The sequence below is a fragment of the Acinetobacter sp. UBA6526 genome (genome assembly GCF_002434875.1).
Classification (GTDB): Bacteria; Pseudomonadota; Gammaproteobacteria; order Pseudomonadales; family Moraxellaceae; genus Acinetobacter; species Acinetobacter venetianus.
The window spans coordinates 1-20,126 of record NZ_DJLC01000082.1 but is presented as its reverse complement, the minus strand read 5'-3'; the positions used below and the strand labels follow the sequence as shown (position 1 = coordinate 20,126).

The window sequence follows — 20,126 nt, the reverse complement described above, 5'->3', positions numbered from 1 at the left end:
TGTTAAAATCACAACACTAGTATCGAAGCGTTGATAGCCATAAGAAATTGCCAAATCACCAATACCACCTGCACCGACTGCTCCCGCCATCGCTGTTGCACCGATAAGAGAAATCGTACCAGTCGTTAAGTTCAGGATCAGAGAACTACGAGCTTCGGGGATAATAAACTTAAAAATGATTTGCCAAGGTGATGCACCCATCGCTTGAGCGGATTCAACAATACCTTCATTTACTTCGAGTAATGAGGTTTCAATCAAACGACCGAGATAAGGACCAACATAAATCGTTAACGGTACAATCGCGGCCCATGTTCCAATCGATGTGCCTACGATCATTTTGGTTAATGGAATGACTGCAATCAGTAAAATAATGAAAGGCAATGAACGCAGCGCATTCACAATTGGATTGAGAAAATAATAAACCGCGCGATTCTGTAAAATACCACCACTGCGTGTTACGACTAATGTAATGCCTTGGATCATTCCCCAAATACAACCAAACAACAATGAGAAGAACACCATTTGAAATGTTTCTTGTAAAGCTGTTACGAATTGATCTATTGACAGTGAGCTATGCCAAAATGGTGCTGTGACTTCTGTTAGCCATTGTACGATGAAGTCTCTCATTGGCTTACTCCAGATTGTTCAACTTTAACGCCTTGCTGTTCAAGGAATTTAATTGCTTCCTGAATAATATTTGGATCACCTAAGAGCTGAATAAACATCTGGCCAATAACAGTTCCGTTAATTTCAGTCATATTGGCAAAAAGAATATTGAGGCTTAAATCAAATTGTTTAATCACCGCTTGAATAACGGTTTCTTGAGCTGAAGTTCCTAAGAACTGGAGGTTATAGATACTCTTATGATGCTTATGCTCAAGGTTATTTAGAATATTGACAGGGAGTTGTTGCTGTAACACGGTCTGAATAAATGTTTTAGTCGTTGGATGTTGGGGCTGGCTAAAGATATCGAGTGTTGAACCTGTTTCAATCACATGACCTGATTCCATTACTGCGACATAATCACACACTGACTCGATTACATCCATTTCATGTGTCACCATCACAATGGTGATGTTTTGCTCTTGGTTGATCTTTTTTAATAAGGCTAAAACAGATTTGGTCGTTTGTGGGTCAAGCGCAGACGTTGCTTCATCACAGAGTAGAATTTTAGGATGATTGGCAAGCGCACGAGCAATACCTACACGTTGCTTTTGACCTCCTGATAATTCATCAGGGTAGGCATCTTTCTTATGTTTTAAATCGATAAAATCTAATAATTCTGCTAAGCGCTTTTCACGCTCAATCTTACTATGCCCAAGTAATTTAAGCGGCATTTCAATATTTTCTGAGACAGTCTTTGTTTGCAATAAATTGAAGTGCTGAAAGATCATGCCGATATTTGCACGTTCTTGACGAAGTGTACGCGCATCCATTGCAGTAAAGTCTTTTTGATTAATAATGACTTGTCCTTGTGATGGACGCTCTAGCAAATTAATCAAACGAATTAACGTACTTTTACCTGCACCACTATAGCCAATAATCCCAAAGATACTACCTTCAGGAATTTCTAAATTAATTTGGTCTAACGCATTAATCGTCTGACCCTTTAGCTGATAGTGTTTCGAAATGTTTTTAAATTGGATCATGTTCGTCAATACTAAGCAAAAAAGAAAAAACAGGCAAAGTCACTTTGCCTGTTTCGTTGAGAGGATTATATTACGAATTTGCTTCTGTGAGATAGCTTGTTGGTTTGTTCACGTCAACCTTAGTACCAGCAAAATGTTCTTGTACATATTGCTTAACAGCTTCGGTGTGATACAACGCACCAACCTTTTGCAATACAGCATCATCTTTACGTGATTCTGCCGTTGCTAAAACGTTCACATTTAATTTTGTGCTTTGATCGATTGGTTCGTAGAAGATTGCATCTTTAAGAACGTTTAAACCACCTTCCATTGCAAGCGTATTACCTAACAAGATTGCATCCACTTCGTCTTTAACACGAACAGCAGTTGCCATTTGAATTGGCTTAATTACGATTTTCTTGCTGTTTTCAATGATGTCAGCAGGTGTGCCTTTTACAGGGTCGAAATCAGCTTTTAATTTGATTAAGCCAGCACTTTGTAAAAGTAATAAAGCACGTGATTCATTTGCACCATCATTTGGAATCGCAATCGTTGCGCCTTCAGCAAACTCTTCAACTTTTTTCACTTTGCTTGAGTAGATACCCATTGGCTCTAAGTAAGTTGTTGAAACAGGTGCAATCTTATCTTTATTTGCCGCATTGAAAGCAACAAGATATGCATATGATTGGAATGCATTTAAATCAACTTCTTTGTTTGCAACCGCGGTATTCATTGCAACATAGTCTGTGAAGTTTTTAATTTCTAATTTAACGCCAGCAGCTTTGGTTTCAGGTAATGTTGCGATATAGCGCCAAATGTCTGCATCAGAACCAGTAGAAGCAATTACAACAGTTTGCAACGCGCCAGCATCACCTTTTTGTTCAGTCGATGCTGTATCTGGTTGTTTGCTGCACGCTGCAAGCAATAACACAGATACACTTAAAAAAAGACCAATCAGCTTTTTCATGTATAAATCCTAATCGAAATAATGTTGAGAATGTTCGTATTTCTCTAGCATTAGTGATTGCAATAATTTTGTATGTTGCAAATTAGCATCATGCATAAACATTCATGTGAATTGCTTTTAAAATCTGCGTCTTGCAACATTATAAAAATAGATGAATATTCATGTTCAAATTTAATACAACTTATTTGAACAATAGAAACTTCATATTATTTTTATCATCAAATTTGGATCTAGCTGTAATTCAATCCCTAAACTACAATGTCTTAATTATTTGAAATAAATAAAAAAATATCATTGGTTTAACAAAAAAACAACATCTAAAATTTGGGCAATCATACCAACAATTTACATAAGGTTATAGGGGCGTAAATTGAACTAAAGCGTATAAGAGTATGATTATTTGAGGGAAATTGCATTCATAGTAAATATAAATGGATGATAGTTTTATAAATTTTTCAGAAAAGATATTGAGCTGAATCAGTGGAATAATGAATATATATTTTTCTGAATTTTATATCTAAATAATGAATATAGAATTTATTTTTATGCATTTTCAGGAATAAAAAAGCCTTCCGAAGAAGGCCTCTTTAGAGAATGGCTTATTCAGCTTTTTCACGTGCAATTGCACGATAGCCGATGTCGCTACGGTATTGCATACCCGTGAATGTCACTTGACCACATACTTCTAGTGCATTAATTTGGGCTTCGAGTACAGTATCACCTAATGCTGTGACGCAAAGTACACGTCCACCCGCAGTAATGATATGACCATCTTCGGTGGTTGCTGTGCCAGCATGGAAGATTTTTGTATCTTCAGGAGATTGTCCGATACCAGAAATCACATCACCTTTACGTACAGTTTCAGGATAACCTTCAGCTGCAAGTACAATACCAATTGACTTACGTTCATCCCATTCAGCTTCGCTCGGTAAGTTACCATCAATACCAGCTTCAACTAAATCAACAAGAGATGATTTTAAACGCATCATAATCGGTTGGGTTTCTGGATCGCCAAAACGACAGTTGAACTCGATCACACGAGGTTGACCTTGTTCATCAATCATTAAGCCTGCGTATAAGAAACCAGTGTAAACATGACCATCAGCAGCCATGCCTTCAACAGTTGGACGCATAACTTCATTCATGACACGTTCGAAAACGTCAGCAGTTACAACAGGAGCAGGGGAATAAGCACCCATACCACCTGTATTTGGACCCTGATCACCTTCAAAGATACGCTTGTGATCTTGTGAGGTTGCCATTGGAAGAATGTTTTTACCATCAATCATGCAGATAAAACTTGCTTCTTCACCAGCTAGGAACTGTTCGATTACAACACGAGAACCTGCATCACCAAATTTGTTACCTGCAAGCATGTCATCAATTGCAGCAAAAGCTTCTTCGTTGGTCATTGCAACGATAACGCCTTTACCTGCCGCGAGACCATCAGCTTTAATAACAATTGGCGCGCCATTTTGTTCTACATAGGCTTTAGCTGCATCTACTTCTGTAAATACATCATAAAAAGCGGTTGGAATGTTATGGCGTTTTAAGAAATGCTTAGCAAATGCTTTTGAACCCTCAAGCTGCGCAGCATATTGAGTTGGACCCCAAATTTTAACACCCGCTGCACGAGCAGCATCAACAACGCCATTGACTAACGGTGCTTCTGGACCAACAACCACCAGTGCAACATCATTGGCTTTAGCAAAATCAATGATCGCTGGGTTGTTTAAAATATCAAGGTCAACATTTTCACATTTGTCTTCTGTTGCTGTGCCTGCATTACCCGGTGCAACAAAAATTTTAGCCACTTTCTGATCTTGTGCGATTTTCCATGCAAGTGCATGTTCACGGCCACCGCTACCCAAAACTAAAATATTCATTATTAAGTTATTTCCCTTTTCCGTATTTAAGAATATACCTGTTAAGAATAAAAAAGTCCCTCTAATGCGACTAAGGCATCGCAGAAAAGAGGGACTTCGGGGTATTAATGACGGAAGTGACGCATACCCGTGAATACCATTGCAATACCAGCTTCGTCAGCTGCTGCAATTGTTTCTTCGTCACGCATAGAACCACCCGGTTGGATGATACATTTGATACCTGCTTTTGCAGCATTATCAATACCATCACGGAATGGGAAGAATGCGTCAGATGCCATTACTGCGCCTTCAACCACTAAACCAGCATGTTCTGCTTTGATTGCGGCAATACGAGCAGAGTTCACGCGGCTCATTTGACCTGCACCAACACCGATTGTTTGACGGTTTTTTGCATAAACAATTGCATTTGATTTCACGTATTTTGCAACTTTCCAAGCAAAGATAAGGTCATCAATTTCTTGTTCGGTTGGTACACGCTTAGTTACAACTTTAAGGTCGTCTTTCGTGATCATGCCTAAGTCTTGGTCTTGAACCAACAAACCGCCGTTTACACGTTTATAGTCAAGTTGTGGAGCACGAGCGTCAATTGCTGGAAGGTCACCACATACCATCACACGGACATTCTTTTTCGCGCCTGTGATTTCAAGTACGCCATCAGCAATGCTTGGTGCGATGATCACTTCAACGAATTGGCGATCGACAATGGCTTGTGCAGTAGCCGTGTCTAATTCACGGTTAAATGCAATGATGCCACCAAAAGCAGATTCTGGATCAGTTGCATAAGCAAGATCGTAAGCGGCTTTAATGCCGTCTAATGAAACTGCAACACCACATGGGTTTGCATGTTTTACAATCACACAGGCAGGTTTTGCAAAAGATTTAACACATTCAAGTGCCGCATCTGTATCTGCGATGTTGTTGTAAGACAGTTCTTTACCTTGTAATTGCTTCGCTGTAGAAACAGATGCTTCTTGTGCATTTGCTTCTACATAGAATGCTGCATTTTGGTGAGGATTTTCACCGTAACGTAAATCTTGTGCTTTATTCAATTGAGTATTGAAAGTACGGGGGAATAAGTCAGCTTCACCTTCAACTTTACCAACACGCGCACCTAGGTAAGACGCAATCATGCCATCGTATTGAGCAGTGTGTTCAAATGCTTTAACAGCTAAATCGAAACGCGTTTCGTATGACAATGAACCATTTGCTTTTAATTCAGCAATGACGCTGTCATAGTCAGATGCATTTACGATAATACCCACAGAAGCATGGTTTTTCGCGGCTGCACGAACCATTGTCGGGCCACCGATATCAATATTTTCGATTGCATCAGCAAGAGAGCAGTTTGGTTTTGCAACAGTTGCAGCAAATGGATAAAGATTCACAATCACAAGATCAATCGGATCAATATTGTGTTCTTGCATCACAGCTTCGTCCAGACCACGACGAGCTAAGATGCCACCATGAATTTTTGGATGAAGTGTTTTTACACGACCATCCATCATTTCTGGGAAACCTGTATGTTCTGAAACTTCTACTACGGCGATGTTGTTGTCTTTAAGCAACTTATATGTGCCGCCTGTAGATAGGATTTCTACCCCAAGAGCTACAAGGTTTTGAGCAAATTCAACGATTCCAGTTTTGTCGGAGACAGAGATTAAAGCACGTTTGATAGTCATGATTTTAGTCAACAATTTGAAGTCTACAGATTAAGCATAAAAAAATGCCCACGAGAACGTGAGCATTTTATCAATTATTCACTCATTAAACCGTGAGCTTTTAACTTTTTACGTAAAGTTCCACGGTTAAGGCCTAAAATCTCAGCGGCACGTGTTTGGTTGCCACGAGTATATTCTAAGACCACAGATAAAAGAGGTTTCTCCATTTCTGCTAAAACCATGTCATAAACTTGAGATGGTTGCTCACCTTGCAATTGTGCAAAATAATGACGAACTGCGCGATCTACGTGGATGCGAAGAGCGACATCAGATTGAGCCGTAAAAATAGGAGATTTGCTATTCATGCGTGTTAATCCGAAAAATCAAATATCGCTTGGGTAAAGCGATATATAAATGTGGTCTAAATTACTGAGCCCTGTTTTAGATCCTAAAACAGTGACTCTAAAACAAAAGGACTATTAGCTTGCCACAATTCCTCGATTTGTGTAAAAAATAAGCGTAACAATAGTTAAATATTTGTTACCGCCTACTTTCAAAAACAAAAAAACCAACAATGCGCTTATGGGATAGAAGCACAGTTCGTTTAACGATTTTATTGTCTATAAATAACGAGGAGTATGTAGGTCAAAGCATTCGTGGCGCGTATCATACCACTGTCTGTGAAAAAGTGAGCAAATTAACTGCACTTTTTTTTGTTTTTTTGTCACTTTTTTATGCTTTTAGGGCTGTACAATTTCTAAACTATAGTCATCAAAGCTATTTTTGCTTTTTGGAATGGTAAATTCGAATCTAAAAGGACTGTTTGATGGAATACGTTGAATCATTTTTAGACTGTCTACAAGATAGTCTTGTGGCTTCAATGTGATGTCGGTGATGGTTTCACCCTTTTCTTTTAGAACAACTTTAATAGAAGGAATCAAAATGCTGTTTTCATGGCGATTGATTAACACGCCAGAAAACTTGGTTTCATCTTTGCTGATACGTTTTACTTTCACTTTTTCAAAACTGAGATACTTATATTGTTCGTCTAAAGTTTTGCAGGTCAAAATACCGCATGCATAATTGAAAATTCGATTCAATGCTGGGCTTTCATGCATAAGCTTTGGATTGAACCATAATATTTGAAAAGCAAACACAAGAATTAAAACAATATTGCCGATTCCCCATAAAGAGTAATAAAGCCATCCGTGTTGTTTAGTATTTGGCTCGTGCTCTATTAATAAGGCATCTTCCGAAAGGTTTAGGTTGGGAAGGGCTGTAACGGGTTCGGTATTAAAGTAATTTAAGTTATTTAAATAAGTCAGTAAGTCGATATTTGAGTTTTCAATTTTTTGATCAAAAATACTCAATATCTGCATTTGTTTTTCTGCAAATGAGCTGTCTGGTTGTATTGATGAAAAGAGTGAACGGTTCGTAGTGCTAGGAACCGTTTCATTCGCCTCTGAATCTAAAAGATTGGTCAATGCATTGAAGTTGATCATGCATTTTGGGCAACAAACCATGCCCTGAGCAACGCTGAGTTGTGAAAGGGTCACTTTGTACACAGTTGAACATTTGGGGCAGCGGGTCTGTTTTTCACTCATAAGAAAAAGTATTCTCAAATTGTTGTTTTGCGTTTTCCTGAAATGCGACACCAGTTTTCTTCACGCTTTTCGATGTCTAATATATCAAAAAACTCAGAGTAAACACTAGAAACATCAGCAACTTGCTCTTCGATTACACCTGCAAGTGCGAACTCCCCCTCACTTTTGATTAAAGTTGAGAATTCAGGCGCTAGTGCCATTAGTGGTGCAGCTAAAATATTTGCTACTAACACATCAGCTTGTTGTTGATTGAACTCCTGATCAAACTCTTCAGGGAGACCAACATAAAGGCGATCAAGTACGCCATTTAATTCTGCATTTTGTTTTGTTGCCAACACAGCTTGTGGATCAATATCGGTTGCATAAACTTTTTTAGCACCAAGTAACAATGCTGCAACACCCAAAATACCTGAACCACAGCCATAATCGATGACAATTTTGTCTTTAACATCGGTTTTGCCTAACCATTGTAAGCACAAGAAGGTGCTTGCATGGTTACCTGTACCAAATGCTAAACCTGGATCAAGTTTGATGTTTGTCGCGTCTGCCTCAGGTGGTTCTAACCATTCTGGCACGATCCAGTATTTTTCGCCGATTTGGATTGGCTCGTAATAATCCATCCAAGCACGTTCCCATACTTGGTTTTCCAAATACTCATGGCGCATTGGAACATCTGGAAGTTGAGCTTTTAAGAAAGCTTCTAATGTATCAACATCGATTGGATCTTCTTCGTCTTGTTGATAGATCCCTGTAACGATAACTTTATTCCAAAGAGGGGTTTCGCCTGGTAGTGGTTCAAGTAAAGCCTGATCTTCTGCATCGTCTAAAGTCACACTGACAGCACCTAAAGAAAGAAGCAATGTTTCGGTGAGTTCAACTTGATTTTGATCAACAGTAATATGAATTTGTAGCCAGTTCACAGGAAAACCTAAGAAAATATATTTGCGATTATTGTAATAGATTCATGACCATGAAAGGGACAATAAAATAAGCTGATTACAATTTTAAGGCTATTTTTTTAGAAATTAAGCTATCTATGTATTCAAAATCCATAAAAAAGGATGCATTTAAGCATCCTTTTTGAAAATATAAGTTTATGGAGCAGTTTGATCCATATCACCCGATGGTGCCATCATTGCTGGTGGTTGCTGCATCATTTGATGTTGCATTGGTGCCTGCATCGGCGCACTTACTGGACGAGGTGCAGATTGTGTTTCTGAAATCTTGCTTTGCGTTTCAGGCATTGCATTACTTGCAGGCATTGGTGGTTGGAATACTAATTTACCTGCGTCATTTGGTTGACAAACACCATTGAAAATTACACCTTTTTGAGCAAAAGAAACCATATCACCTTGTTTTTTGCTCTTACATACTTGCACATACTTTTGAGCGAGTTGGTCTGTGTTTGATTTGGTATTTGCATGTGCCGCTACTGTTGTGAAACATAAGCCACAAATTAGCGATGATAATAAAAGCTTAGTGTTCATATCATTTTCCTAAAGTATTTGTTATGCATTATCTAGAATAAGAAATTCCTTAAATAAAACAGTGGTGTTCAAGTTACCGATTATGGGGCGCTATGTTAACAGTAGGGTTGAATTGCAACATAACGTTACTTTTTGTGTGTTTTGTAGTCATTTCAACGGAGTGTTAAAAACAAGAATATTGACTGTTTTTGTCAATTTAATGGAAAACTCCTGTATAATACTCTGTCATTTTTTGAATACACATTTACCACTATGCACTATCCTAAGGTTTACGACGTTATCGTAATTGGTGGCGGTCACGCTGGTACGGAAGCGGCACTTGCTGCTGCACGTATGGGAAGACAAACATTATTGTTAACGCATAATATTGAAACTTTGGGGCAGATGAGCTGTAACCCAGCGATCGGTGGTATTGGTAAGTCACATTTAGTACGTGAAATTGATGCATTGGGCGGCGCAATGGCGTTGGCTGCTGATAAAGGTGGTATTCAGTTTCGTATCCTAAATTCACGTAAGGGTGCTGCTGTACGTGCAACACGTGCACAAGCAGACCGTGTCCGTTATAAAGCCGCGATTCGTGAAACCTTAGAAAATCAAGCAAACTTGGATATTTTTCAACAAGCGGCTGATGACCTGATTGTTGAAGGCGATACTGTTAAAGGTGTCGTAACACAAATGGGTATTCGTTTTGATACCAAAACAGTTGTGTTGACGACCGGTACGTTCTTGGGTGGTGTGATTCATATTGGTTTACAAAACTCAAGTGGTGGTCGTGCAGGTGATCCACCTTCGATTGCACTTGCTCATCGTTTACGTGAACTTAAATTACCAGTAGGTCGTTTGAAAACAGGTACGCCGCCACGTATTGATGCACGTTCAGTTGATTTTTCAGTCATGACTCCACAGCCAGGTGATTTTCCATCACCTGTGATGTCATTTATGGGTGATGTCTCTATGCACCCAGAACAAGTCAATTGCTATATTACCCATACAAGTGAAAAAACCCATGAAATCATTCGTGGTGGTTTAGATCGTTCACCAATGTACACAGGCGTGATCGAAGGTGTTGGCCCTCGTTACTGCCCATCGATTGAAGATAAAATTCATCGTTTTGCAGATAAAGATTCACATCAAGTTTTCCTTGAACCTGAAGGTTTGGATACGCATGAGCTTTATCCAAACGGTATTTCAACGTCATTGCCATTTGACGTTCAGTTCAACCTAGTACGTTCGATTCGCGGTATGGAAAATGCACATATCCTACGTCCTGGTTATGCAATTGAATACGATTATTTTAATCCGCAAGCATTAAAATTCACGCTCGAAACTAAAGCGATTCAAAACTTATATTTCGCTGGTCAGATAAATGGTACGACGGGTTATGAAGAAGCGGGTGCACAAGGTTTACTTGCTGGTTTAAATGCTGCGCGCCGTGCGTGGGAGCAAGAAGAATGGACGCCGAAACGCGATCAAGCTTATATGGGCGTACTCGTTGATGACTTGATTACATTAGGAACGAAAGAACCATATCGTATGTTTACCTCACGCGCGGAATATCGTTTGATGTTGCGTGAAGACAATGCAGATCAGCGTTTAACTGAAATTGGTCGTGAGCTTGGTTTAGTTGATGACGAACGTTGGGCTGCTTATAGTGAAAAAATGGAAGCAGTTGAGCGTGAAACTTCGCGTCTACAACATTTATGGGCAGCACCAAACAACCCAATGGGTAAAAAGTTTGTTGAAATGACAGGTGCTGATTTAAGTAAAGAATGTAGTGCAATTGATTTGCTTAAGCGTCCAAACATTAACTTCACTCAAATTGCTGAATTAACAGGTTCTGAGGTATCTCAGCAAGTTGGTGAGCAGATTGAGATTGCTGTGAAATATGAAGGGTATATCAACCGCCAGCACGAAGATGTTGCTCAATTAAAGCGTCTTGAAGAAACTCGAATCCCTGCTGATTTTGAATATGATGGTATTTCAGGGTTATCTCGTGAAATCACATTGAAATTAAAAACAGTACGACCAGAAACATTAGCACAAGCAAGCCGTATTCCTGGTGTGACCCCAGCAGCAGTTCAATTGCTGATGATTACGATTCGTAAAAATAATATGGCGAAGAAAACGGCTTAATTTTTATTGAATAAGTTGGTTTTGCCAAAAGCCTAATCTTTATGATTAGGCTTTTTTATTGCTTAAACTTCTCTAAAGTGCGACTTCAATGCCTTGGCTTAAATTGAATTGATCTGTTTGTGTATTCTTATCAATTTTAGCAAATGCTTTCGGAAGTAGACGTCGTGCAGTGCGATTTACTCTTTTTTCTAACCATAATGGCATTTTAATCGCTAAAGGATTTGTTTCGGTATCCGATACATCAGTTAAAACACGAGTCCCCATGATGTAATCAAACCAAGGTTTAGTTACACACCAGTTTGCATTTTGATTGCTAGTCATGTGGTGATCATAATGCCATGGGATGCGCTTTTTGGCATATTCTGGATCAAGATGAGATTTGGCATGAACTTTCCAATAATTCCAAATGCCATAGTACAAACCCGCTGTAAAAAAAGGCGCTACTGGTAGAAACACTGTTGATGCAATGGTTAAGCCAATTAAAGCTGATTTTTCATTATACATTTCTGAATTTTTAAACATAGATTCAGCATAGCCTTCATCATGAAAGTCATTTAGACGAGCACGTTTGTGATGGGCAATATGGGTAAAGAAAGGGCTATTTCTATTTTTGCTTGGGAACTCATGTAACCACACTTTATGAAAATACCATTCCATGCCATTTGCAACGAATATACCTACTGGAAAACCAATCATGTAAAAAACCTCTTAAAACATGAGTTGGATTTTAGAAAAATAATTAGGTTTCTTTTTGACTGAACTGACAGCTTTATATTGCCGACTTAATCAAATGCAGATTGCTTACGTTGTCTATATGCAGTAGGTGTTTCTCCCGTCCAGCACTTGAATGCTCTAGAAAAGGCAGAGGGTTCAGAAAATCCTGTTAAATATACGATTTGATCAATTGTTTCTTGGGTTTGTGATAAAAGTCGTCGAGAAAGGCGTTCTCTATATTGTGCAATCACTTTTTCATAGCTGGTATTAATCAGTTGTAAATCTGCTCTGAGGCTTCTAGCACTTCGATTTAAATGTTGAGCTACACAATTTTGATCGAATTCACCTGACTCCAATAAGCCACTTGCTAAAATTCTTTCTATTTCGGTAATTAGTTGATGTTTACCTAAAAGCTCAAGTTGTGATTTAGCATGATGCTCATGAATTTTTAATAATTCAGGTTCGTAAGCGGGTGAGGGTTGATCCAATAGTTTTCGATCAAAACAGATTGCACCCTCAGTTTGTGCCAGTTGAACCTTACATTTCCATATTTTTTGATATTCTTCAGAACAAGCACCCTCATTGTAGGGCAGCCAAATTTCTAAAGGCGAAAAAGCATCTTGACTAATATATTTGAAAAAATTTAAAAAAATTCCAATCGCACATTCAAGGTAATGTCTTACAGGGTGTGTTAAACCTGAGATGATCATATAGTCGCTATTCGATTCATCCAGTTTGAAGGACATTGCATCCGTAAGTAAGGCTTGATAACGAACAGTTCGTTTTAATCCCTCACCAAATGTTGGGCTGCTCAAAAAAAGATATTCAATTACTTGACCGCGAAAGGCGGGTACATTTGCGCCGACATGTAACCCAATATCTTGATCTTGACTGATTTGTTCAGCCGCTTGCCAAAAACGTTGTTGGGTTGAGTTATCACGTCGAACAAATTTATCTGGGGGTTGGTCAGGTAAATGCACACTAGCAAAAATTGCTGCTGCATCTAAATCCATTTTTTGCATGGTTTGATACACCATCCACAAAAAGATGCCTGCATCACTGGTTTTTCTTGAGTGCATAAAAGAACATAAATACGAGTTTTAAAATCAATATACTATGCTCTTTTCATAATGGAAATGAATTGCCTTTTACTTAAACATGGATATTAAGCTATTCATTGGAAATATTTTTGTTTGAGTTCAAGCAACACAAGTTAAAGCAATCAGTCTTTATTACGAGTCAGTTTGATTGTTCCAAGATGAGTGTTTTAATTTTAGTTGCTTTTTCAAAATGATCTAATCGATGTTCCATAATCCACCAATGTGCTGCTTCCATAAGCTGCTCAGGATCATCATTTTTATTGGCAAAAAATGCATAAAAAGATAAACCAACATTACTGCCTTTTTTGGCAATTTTATCATCACATACTTCTATGATTTTAGTTTTCAATTCTGCTCGCATTTAACTCTTCGAATCTTTATTGGTGGATAATTGCATCATAATATACATAAAGCGAAATATGAATGAATGTGAAATTTAAGGAGGGAAGTCTTTCGTATAAGTGATGATTTAACCGTTAAATTGTAGTGGCTAACCGATCATACATAATATTTAAGTCTCTAAAATTAGAGTTTCTTTTAAAGCGTTATTTGAAACGGTGGAATACCTTCAGTTATCACTTCTGAAGTTTGAGGAGGGGGAGAGGAAGATCAATCGTCTTGTTAGCGGCAAGGGGTAGAATTTATACTGAGCGATAAAGAACTAAGAACACTCAATCTTCCATATTAGAGTGGATGTTTCATTAGAATCCTAAAAAAGATTGAATTATTTTGTGCGTAGTCGAATGTAAAATTGTTTAAAAAGAATCGAATTTAAAAAGAATAACACATGGATGTTAAAAATATTTTTGGCAATTTTTTACTCACTATATCCGCTCTATCTATCTCATCTGGGCGATAAATAAGCACTAAAAGCAAAAAATAGACTTAAAGATGATGAAAATGAGAATTATTTTTATTAAAATTGTATCGTTTTTATATTTTTAAGCTTTTTTTAATTTTTATTTGAGTTTGGATATTTTTATGAGTCTCTCGATACCTAGTGCACATACTAAGCCTGTTTTTAAGTTCAGTTTACTTACGGTGATGCTGATTCAAGCGCAATATGCGATTGCGAACGAAGAAAATACGCAAACAGCTGTTATGCCTACAATTAAAATCGAGGCGATGAGTGAGCTTGATCCAATCAAAAGTTATATTGATTATGAACAGGCAAGTGTGACTCGTAACGGTCTCAAGAAAAAAGATATTCCCCAGACAATTGATACCATTGATGTTCAAAAATATAAAATCTATGGAGCCAATGATCTGAGCGTCATGTTGCAAGGAACACCGGGTGTTTCTACGAGTTATGACATGCGTGGAGATGGGATTAGCCTAAGAGGATTTAATGCAGATACTGGTGATATCTATCGTGATGGTATTCGCGAAAGTGGGCAAGTGCGCCGTAGTACTGCTAATGTTGAGCGAATTGAGATTTTAAAAGGTCCTGCCTCAGTACTTTATGGACGTAGTTCTGGTGGCGGTGTAATCAATATGGTCAGTAAAGTTGCCAATTTTGATTCTAAAAGTTCTGTTGGTATTTATGGTGGATCATATGATAACTATGGTTCAACAGTTGATCTAAACCAAGTATTAACGGATAACGTGGCTGTACGTTTGACTGGCGAATATGGAGAATCAAACAGTTTCCGTTCAGGCATTGAAAATAAAATCGAAATGTTGTCTCCAAGTTTTACTTATAAGAATGATGATGGACTCACTTGGACGATGCAATACACCTATGACAAATTGCATCGCGTTCCAGATCGCGGACCTGAATTTTCTGAGCTTCCAAAAGGAACCTCGATCAAAACAGGGTTTGCGCAAAAAGGCGATTATGTCAATGACGTATTACAGATAGCCCGTTCAGACTTGAATTATGAATTCGCGCCAAATTGGAACTTTCATTGGGCTTTAAGTCATCGTCAGGCAGAGCAAAACTTTGATCACTTTTATTCTGGTACGTATTGTAAGAGTGACCAGACGGTAGCTAAAAACATTGGTTCTTGTGATGGCCATGCAGGGGAAATCTCTCAAATTTATTATTGGCAACAAACAAATAATAAGACGACCAGTAATAGCTTTGATATTCGTGGTGAATTTGATACAGGTCGCTTAAAGCATAACCTTCTAGTGGGTGCAGATTGGACCTATGAGCAACGTGAACCAAAACTCGCAAATAAAAATCAAGATGGTTCAATTCTTTGGGGATATGTCAATCCATTGACAGGTGAGCGTTCTAACTCACGAGACGGCAGTGATTTAAAGCTTAATACGCATAACTATAATCAAAGTGAAGCTTATGGGTTATTTATTCAGGATTTAATTAGCTTTAATGATTATTTCAAAGTTATGCTCGGTGGGCGTTATGATTATTTCCATTCGAAGACAACCAACCGTTTGAAAGACAGTAATGATCCTGATTATCAACGTAGTATTGATGGTGAAAGTTTTAGCCCGAACATCGGTTTAATTTGGCAACCAATTGAAAGTCAAAGTTTCTATGCATCTTATAGTAAAAGTTTTGCACCATTTGGGGGGAGTGTTGGTGTAAATGTAGTGTCTGCAAATACAAACTTAGATGCTTTTGATGCAGAGCCGCAATACAACGAACAATATGAAGTGGGTGTTAAAAGTGATTGGATCAATGATCGTTTAAATACTCAATTTTCCGTATTTGATATTCGTAAAAACAATATTCGTTATAAGCCTAATCCAGATGATGAGCCAAATGTTTGGGCTGTAGGTGGGCAACATCGTTCTCGTGGTGTTGAATTTAGCTTCATTGGGCGTGTGTTGGATAATGTATTTGTTCGTGGTGGTTATGGATATAACGAAGCCGAAGTTACAAAGGATAAGGGGAAACCACAGAATATTGGTAAAGTACTGAATAACGTGCCAAAACATACAGGTAACTTATTTGTACGCTATTTGCCGACAGATAAAATCTATACAGAGGTTGGTGCAACTTATGTAGGTGATGCAACAGTCTATGCACGCGGTAATTTGGATAATGATCCTATGTCATTTGATGGTTTTACTCGAGTAGATGCGGCAATTGGTTACAGTGCTGATCCTTGGAATGTAACGATAGCAGTGAATAATTTAACGAATAAAGAATATTGGCGCTCAGCATCAATGCCAGGAACACCGCGTAATTTCTTAGTTCGTTTAAACTATCAATTCTAAATATCTAAATTATTGCAATACAGAACATCTTTGCTCATTGAGCAAAGATGTTTTTTTAACTAAATGTAACAGCTTTATATATTGATAAATCAACTAATTGGTAAAATTTAGCTATACAAAAACTTGCTATCTAATTGAATTATATAAAATGCTATTGCTTTAAAAACTAGATTATTCTAGTATTTATTTGGATATAAAATGTACAGAACCAATTTGTGAAAGGTTATATAATTGTGACTTATTGCTAATTAGTGGTTGTTAAATGTTAAGTGGTTCTCATTTTTGTTCTATTTTGTTAGTATTAAAGAAAAGCATACAATTGAGATAATAATAATGAAGATATTACTTGCACTATTAGTTGTTTGTTCCGTCTTTGTTTTGGGATATGCATCGTATGCGGATGCCCAAAACAAAAAACGGGAAGAGCTTATTAAGATTGTCAATGATGCTGAGCATAGTTTAAATGAGATCCAACATAATCCTAACTATGTAAAGCACAATACGCATTTGTCTTCTTATAAGCAAAAGAGTTGAATTTTGCTTGATCATCTAATCAAAAATTAGGTGACTCAGGATGAATGGATTGTTTATGCTTTTTTTATGCTGTGATACTCAAGTTTTGATGAGAATCTGTTAAAATATTTACCATTAAATAAAAAGCTGCATCTCGTTATGCAGCTTTTTACGTTTTGATATCGGAATCAAATTTATACCTATCGTCTGCGTAGCAAGTGCAATATTGGCATATAGATTGCTTTATTGTCTTGTATACCTTTTTGTGTACATTCAAAAAACTATTTGAAACACAAGCGTATAGATTTCAAATTCTACGATCTTAGATTTTAACAGGTGCTATGTTATGACAACGCCTAATGCTTCGGCTGGTTTGTTAGAACGCTTATTTAAGTTGAGCGATAATAAAACCAACTTTAGAACAGAAGTTCTAGCTGGTGTAACTACATTTTTGACCATGTGTTACATCATCATTGTAAACCCACTCATTCTTTCTGAAACAGGAATGGATCATGGCGCTGTCTTTGTAGCGACTTGTTTGGCAGCTGCAATTGGCTGCTTGGTCATGGGGATTGTTGCAAATTACCCAATTGCACTTGCACCAGGTATGGGCTTAAATGCTTATTTTACCTATTCAGTGTGTTTAGGCATGGGGGTGCCTTGGCAAACGGCTTTGGCGGCTGTGTTCGTTTCAGGTTTGGTTTTCTTAGCGATTAGCTTTTTCAAAATTCGTGAAGCAATCGTGAATGCAATTCCTATGTCGTTAAAGTTTGCAATCGGTGGTGGTATTGGTTTATTCCTTGCTTTGATTGCACTTAAAAATGCTGGAATCATTGTAGATAATCCTGCAACTTTAGTGGGTTTGGGTGATATTAAACAGCCTACAGTTCTATTGGCATTATTTGGCTTTTTAATGATTGTTGTATTGCACCAATTTAAAGTGCGTGGCGCAATTATTATTAGTATCTTGGTCGTAACAGCAATTGCAACAGCAATGGGTTTAAACGAATTCAAGGGCGTTGTTGGTCAAGTTCCTTCTTTAGCGCCAACCTTTATGCAAATGGACTTTGAAGGGTTATTTACTGCAAGTATGGTTGGGGTAATTTTTGTCTTCTTTATCGTAGATTTGTTTGATAGTACAGGGACATTAGTTGGTGTTTCACATCGTGCAGGCCTACTTCAAGATGGTAAATTACCTCGTTTAAAGAAAGCGTTATTTGCTGACTCTACTGCTATTGTTGCAGGTGCTGCCTTAGGTACATCATCCACCACACCATATATCGAGTCTGCTTCGGGTGTTGCAGCGGGTGGACGTACAGGTTTAACAGCGGTTGTGGTTGCATTCTTATTTATTGGATGCTTATTCCTTGCACCCTTGGCTCAATCTGTACCAGGTTTTGCGACTGCACCAGCTTTGTTATTTATCGGTGTGTTGATGATACAAGGGATTACGCATATTGATTGGGATGATATTACGGAAGCTGTTCCTGCATTTCTAACCATCGTATTCATGCCATTTACTTATTCAATTGCAGATGGTATTGCAATGGGCTTTATTAGCTATGCGCTAGTTAAATTACTGACAGGCAAAGCAAAAACCGTTCCATATATGGTTTGGATTATTGCTGCTTTGTGGGTATTCAAATTCATCGCATTTGGTGGCTAAGCAAATCGTTGCTATTCATTTATTATTCTCTTTGTGAAATATTTTCTCAAAGAGAACCCTAAAAGGGTGTACTCGTTCAGGTAACACCCTTTTTTATTTAGACGCGGAGTTCATATGAATCAAATCGAGCTGATTCGTGCTTTACCAAAGGCCGAATTGCATGTGCATATTGAAGGGACTTTTGAACCAGAACTGATGTTTGCAATTGCACAGCGTAATCAGATTCAGATTCCTTATCAATCAGTTGAAGAAGTGAAACATGCTTATAACTTTCACAATCTTCAATCATTTCTGCGCATTTACTATGCAGGTGCAAATGTACTTGTTCATGAACAAGACTTTTATGATCTCGCTTGGGCATACTTTGAAAAATGTGCTGAAGATCGAGTTGTTCATACAGAAATGTTCTTTGACCCACAGACACATACTGAGCGTGGAGTTGAATTTGCGACAGTATTGGCGGGGTTAAAACGTGCATGCACAGATGCAAAAGAAAAATTAGGGATTAGCTCTCAGTTGATCATGTGCTTCTTGCGTCATTTAAGTGAAGAAAAAGCATTTGAAACACTTGAGCAAGCATTGCCATTTAAAGATGAGATTATTGCAATTGGACTGGATTCAAGTGAAGTTGGTCATCCACCATCAAAGTTTGAACGTGTTTTCGCTAAAGCTCGTGAAGCAGGATTTTTGATTGTTGCACATGCTGGTGAGGAAGGTCCTCCAGAATATATCTGGGAAGCACTGGATTTACTCAAAGTGAATCGTATCGATCATGGTGTACGTTCAGAAGAAGATGAGCGTTTGATGACACGTTTAATTTCTGAAAAGATGCCGTTAACGGTTTGTCCACTCAGTAACTTGAAATTGTGCGTTGTGAAAGATATGGGCGAACATAATATTCGTCGTCTATTACAGAAAGGTGTACATGTTACTGTTAATTCAGATGACCCATCATATTTTGGTGGTTACATGAATGATAACTTTATTGCGATTCAAGAAGCGTTAGCACTGAGTCATGATGAATTAAAGCAGCTTGCGATCAACTCTTTTGAAGCTTCGTTTATTTCTGATGAAGAAAAGCAAAAGTGGATTGAAGAAATTAAAGCCATTTAAAATAAAAAAACCGCATTATGCGGTTTTTTTATGCCTTTATATTTATTTAGGTTGACGTAACATACTCAGCAAGACGTTATCTTTATCAATCACATGGTGTTTAATCGCAGCCAAAATGTGTCCAGCAACTAGTAGACCTGCAAACCAAGATAAATAAATATGCAGCGGTTTGACAATTGCAAGTAGATCGGGATTATCTTGTACTAAACGAGGGATCTCAAATAAATATAAAACAGGTGCAGGATGACCAGCACTCCAACTAAACAAACAACCCGTAATTGGTAGAGCTAATAACATTAAATAAAGGAATAAATGCCCTATATGCGCTAAGCATTTCATCATCGGTGACATCGTTGCTGGTAACTTTGGTGCAGGATGTGTGTAGCGCCAAAAAATACGAATAACAACCAAGAAAATAATAGTTGTTGCTATATTTTTATGTAGGGTAATGACAGTTCCCTTAAATCC

The 20,126-nt window shown here is 37.9% G+C and carries 18 protein-coding genes; 5 read left to right on the top strand and 13 right to left on the bottom strand.

Annotated features, from left to right (window positions below; translation table 11 throughout):
* The 9 genes from B4237_RS05345 to B4237_RS05305 all read right to left on the bottom strand — a co-directional run.
* On the bottom strand, positions 1 to 627 hold a 627-nt coding region (locus tag B4237_RS05345; RefSeq protein ID WP_286942030.1), incomplete at its 3' end, for a methionine ABC transporter permease.
* The gene (locus B4237_RS05340; protein WP_061393449.1) at positions 624 to 1,649 is read right to left on the bottom strand and encodes a methionine ABC transporter ATP-binding protein; all 1,026 of its coding nucleotides are present in this window, start codon (positions 1,647 to 1,649) and stop codon (positions 624 to 626) included. The genes B4237_RS05340 and B4237_RS05345, both read right to left, overlap by 4 nt.
* 70 nt (positions 1,650 to 1,719) lie before the next feature.
* The gene (locus B4237_RS05335; RefSeq protein ID WP_019384086.1) at positions 1,720 to 2,595 is read right to left on the bottom strand and encodes a MetQ/NlpA family ABC transporter substrate-binding protein; all 876 of its coding nucleotides are present in this window, start codon (positions 2,593 to 2,595) and stop codon (positions 1,720 to 1,722) included.
* Positions 2,596 to 3,194: 599 nt separating this feature from the next.
* Positions 3,195 to 4,481, bottom strand: a complete 1,287-nt coding sequence (purD, locus tag B4237_RS05330) for a phosphoribosylamine--glycine ligase (protein ID WP_278395877.1) — start codon at positions 4,479 to 4,481, stop codon at positions 3,195 to 3,197.
* Between the two features lie 104 nt (positions 4,482 to 4,585).
* Complete coding sequence (gene purH / locus B4237_RS05325) at positions 4,586 to 6,160, bottom strand: bifunctional phosphoribosylaminoimidazolecarboxamide formyltransferase/IMP cyclohydrolase (protein WP_278596409.1); 1,575 nt, start codon at positions 6,158 to 6,160, stop codon at positions 4,586 to 4,588.
* Positions 6,161 to 6,234: 74 nt separating this feature from the next.
* Entirely contained in the window at positions 6,235 to 6,504 is a 270-nt protein-coding gene (gene fis, locus B4237_RS05320; RefSeq protein WP_001086304.1) for a DNA-binding transcriptional regulator Fis, read from the bottom strand.
* Positions 6,505 to 6,879: 375 nt separating this feature from the next.
* On the bottom strand, positions 6,880 to 7,743 hold the full coding sequence (locus tag B4237_RS05315; RefSeq protein ID WP_278596410.1) for a DUF3426 domain-containing protein: 864 nt from the start codon (positions 7,741 to 7,743) through the stop codon (positions 6,880 to 6,882).
* Between the two features lie 14 nt (positions 7,744 to 7,757).
* Positions 7,758 to 8,663, bottom strand: coding sequence for a 50S ribosomal protein L11 methyltransferase (gene prmA, locus B4237_RS05310; RefSeq protein ID WP_061515744.1), 906 nt, complete (start codon positions 8,661 to 8,663; stop codon positions 7,758 to 7,760).
* Positions 8,664 to 8,837: 174 nt separating this feature from the next.
* Positions 8,838 to 9,230 carry a hypothetical protein gene (locus B4237_RS05305; protein ID WP_019384090.1) on the bottom strand — a complete coding sequence of 131 codons (393 nt, stop codon included), beginning with the start codon at positions 9,228 to 9,230 and terminating at the stop codon, positions 8,838 to 8,840.
* 252 nt (positions 9,231 to 9,482) lie between these two features.
* Here B4237_RS05305 and mnmG point away from each other — a divergent pair, with 252 nt between their 5' ends.
* Positions 9,483 to 11,363, top strand: coding sequence for a tRNA uridine-5-carboxymethylaminomethyl(34) synthesis enzyme MnmG (gene mnmG, locus B4237_RS05300; RefSeq protein ID WP_004878581.1), 1,881 nt, complete (start codon positions 9,483 to 9,485; stop codon positions 11,361 to 11,363).
* 72 nt (positions 11,364 to 11,435) lie between these two features.
* On the opposite strand, the gene B4237_RS05295 is transcribed toward mnmG, so the two are convergent.
* The 3 genes from B4237_RS05295 to B4237_RS05285 form a co-directional block, all read right to left on the bottom strand.
* Positions 11,436 to 12,059, bottom strand: a complete 624-nt coding sequence (locus B4237_RS05295; protein ID WP_004878583.1) for a sterol desaturase family protein — start codon at positions 12,057 to 12,059, stop codon at positions 11,436 to 11,438.
* 86 nt (positions 12,060 to 12,145) lie between these two features.
* Positions 12,146 to 13,156 carry an AraC family transcriptional regulator gene (locus tag B4237_RS05290; protein ID WP_286942018.1) on the bottom strand — a complete coding sequence of 337 codons (1,011 nt, stop codon included), beginning with the start codon at positions 13,154 to 13,156 and terminating at the stop codon, positions 12,146 to 12,148.
* 160 nt (positions 13,157 to 13,316) lie between these two features.
* Complete coding sequence (locus B4237_RS05285) at positions 13,317 to 13,538, bottom strand: DUF6500 family protein (protein WP_061518432.1); 222 nt, start codon at positions 13,536 to 13,538, stop codon at positions 13,317 to 13,319.
* A gap of 620 nt (positions 13,539 to 14,158) precedes the next feature.
* Here B4237_RS05285 and B4237_RS05280 point away from each other — a divergent pair.
* From B4237_RS05280 to B4237_RS05265, 4 genes are all read left to right on the top strand, one after another.
* Entirely contained in the window at positions 14,159 to 16,366 is a 2,208-nt protein-coding gene (locus tag B4237_RS05280) for a TonB-dependent receptor (protein ID WP_278596412.1), read from the top strand.
* Positions 16,367 to 16,699: 333 nt separating this feature from the next.
* Entirely contained in the window at positions 16,700 to 16,900 is a 201-nt protein-coding gene (locus B4237_RS05275) for a hypothetical protein (protein WP_004878590.1), read from the top strand.
* A 325-nt stretch (positions 16,901 to 17,225) separates the two neighbouring features.
* Positions 17,226 to 18,545: an NCS2 family permease gene (locus tag B4237_RS05270; RefSeq protein ID WP_004878594.1), complete on the top strand. Its 1,320-nt coding sequence runs from the start codon at positions 17,226 to 17,228 to the stop codon at positions 18,543 to 18,545.
* A 114-nt stretch (positions 18,546 to 18,659) separates the two neighbouring features.
* Positions 18,660 to 19,658, top strand: coding sequence for an adenosine deaminase (locus tag B4237_RS05265; protein WP_286942014.1), 999 nt, complete (start codon positions 18,660 to 18,662; stop codon positions 19,656 to 19,658).
* 42 nt (positions 19,659 to 19,700) lie between these two features.
* On the opposite strand, the gene B4237_RS05260 is transcribed toward B4237_RS05265, so the two are convergent.
* A partial coding sequence (locus B4237_RS05260) for a cytochrome b (protein ID WP_286942012.1) occupies positions 19,701 to 20,126 on the bottom strand: 426 nt, incomplete at its 5' end.

Bases quoted from the DNA above. Each gene is read 5' to 3' on its own strand.
- B4237_RS05340 (WP_061393449.1), bottom strand. From the start codon at position 1,649: ATGATCCAATTTAAAAACATTTCGAAACACTATCAGCTAAAGGGTCAG.
- B4237_RS05335 (WP_019384086.1), bottom strand. From the start codon at position 2,595: ATGAAAAAGCTGATTGGTCTTTTTTTAAGTGTATCTGTGTTATTGCTT.
- purD (WP_278395877.1), bottom strand. From the start codon at position 4,481: ATGAATATTTTAGTTTTGGGTAGCGGTGGCCGTGAACATGCACTTGCA.
- purH (WP_278596409.1), bottom strand. From the start codon at position 6,160: ATGACTATCAAACGTGCTTTAATCTCTGTCTCCGACAAAACTGGAATC.
- fis (WP_001086304.1), bottom strand. From the start codon at position 6,504: ATGAATAGCAAATCTCCTATTTTTACGGCTCAATCTGATGTCGCTCTT.
- B4237_RS05315 (WP_278596410.1), bottom strand. From the start codon at position 7,743: ATGAGTGAAAAACAGACCCGCTGCCCCAAATGTTCAACTGTGTACAAA.
- B4237_RS05305 (WP_019384090.1), bottom strand. From the start codon at position 9,230: ATGAACACTAAGCTTTTATTATCATCGCTAATTTGTGGCTTATGTTTC.
- mnmG (WP_004878581.1), top strand. From the start codon at position 9,483: ATGCACTATCCTAAGGTTTACGACGTTATCGTAATTGGTGGCGGTCAC.
- B4237_RS05295 (WP_004878583.1), bottom strand. From the start codon at position 12,059: ATGATTGGTTTTCCAGTAGGTATATTCGTTGCAAATGGCATGGAATGG.
- B4237_RS05290 (WP_286942018.1), bottom strand. From the start codon at position 13,156: ATGCACTCAAGAAAAACCAGTGATGCAGGCATCTTTTTGTGGATGGTG.
- B4237_RS05285 (WP_061518432.1), bottom strand. From the start codon at position 13,538: ATGCGAGCAGAATTGAAAACTAAAATCATAGAAGTATGTGATGATAAA.
- B4237_RS05280 (WP_278596412.1), top strand. From the start codon at position 14,159: ATGAGTCTCTCGATACCTAGTGCACATACTAAGCCTGTTTTTAAGTTC.
- B4237_RS05275 (WP_004878590.1), top strand. From the start codon at position 16,700: ATGAAGATATTACTTGCACTATTAGTTGTTTGTTCCGTCTTTGTTTTG.
- B4237_RS05270 (WP_004878594.1), top strand. From the start codon at position 17,226: ATGACAACGCCTAATGCTTCGGCTGGTTTGTTAGAACGCTTATTTAAG.
- B4237_RS05265 (WP_286942014.1), top strand. From the start codon at position 18,660: ATGAATCAAATCGAGCTGATTCGTGCTTTACCAAAGGCCGAATTGCAT.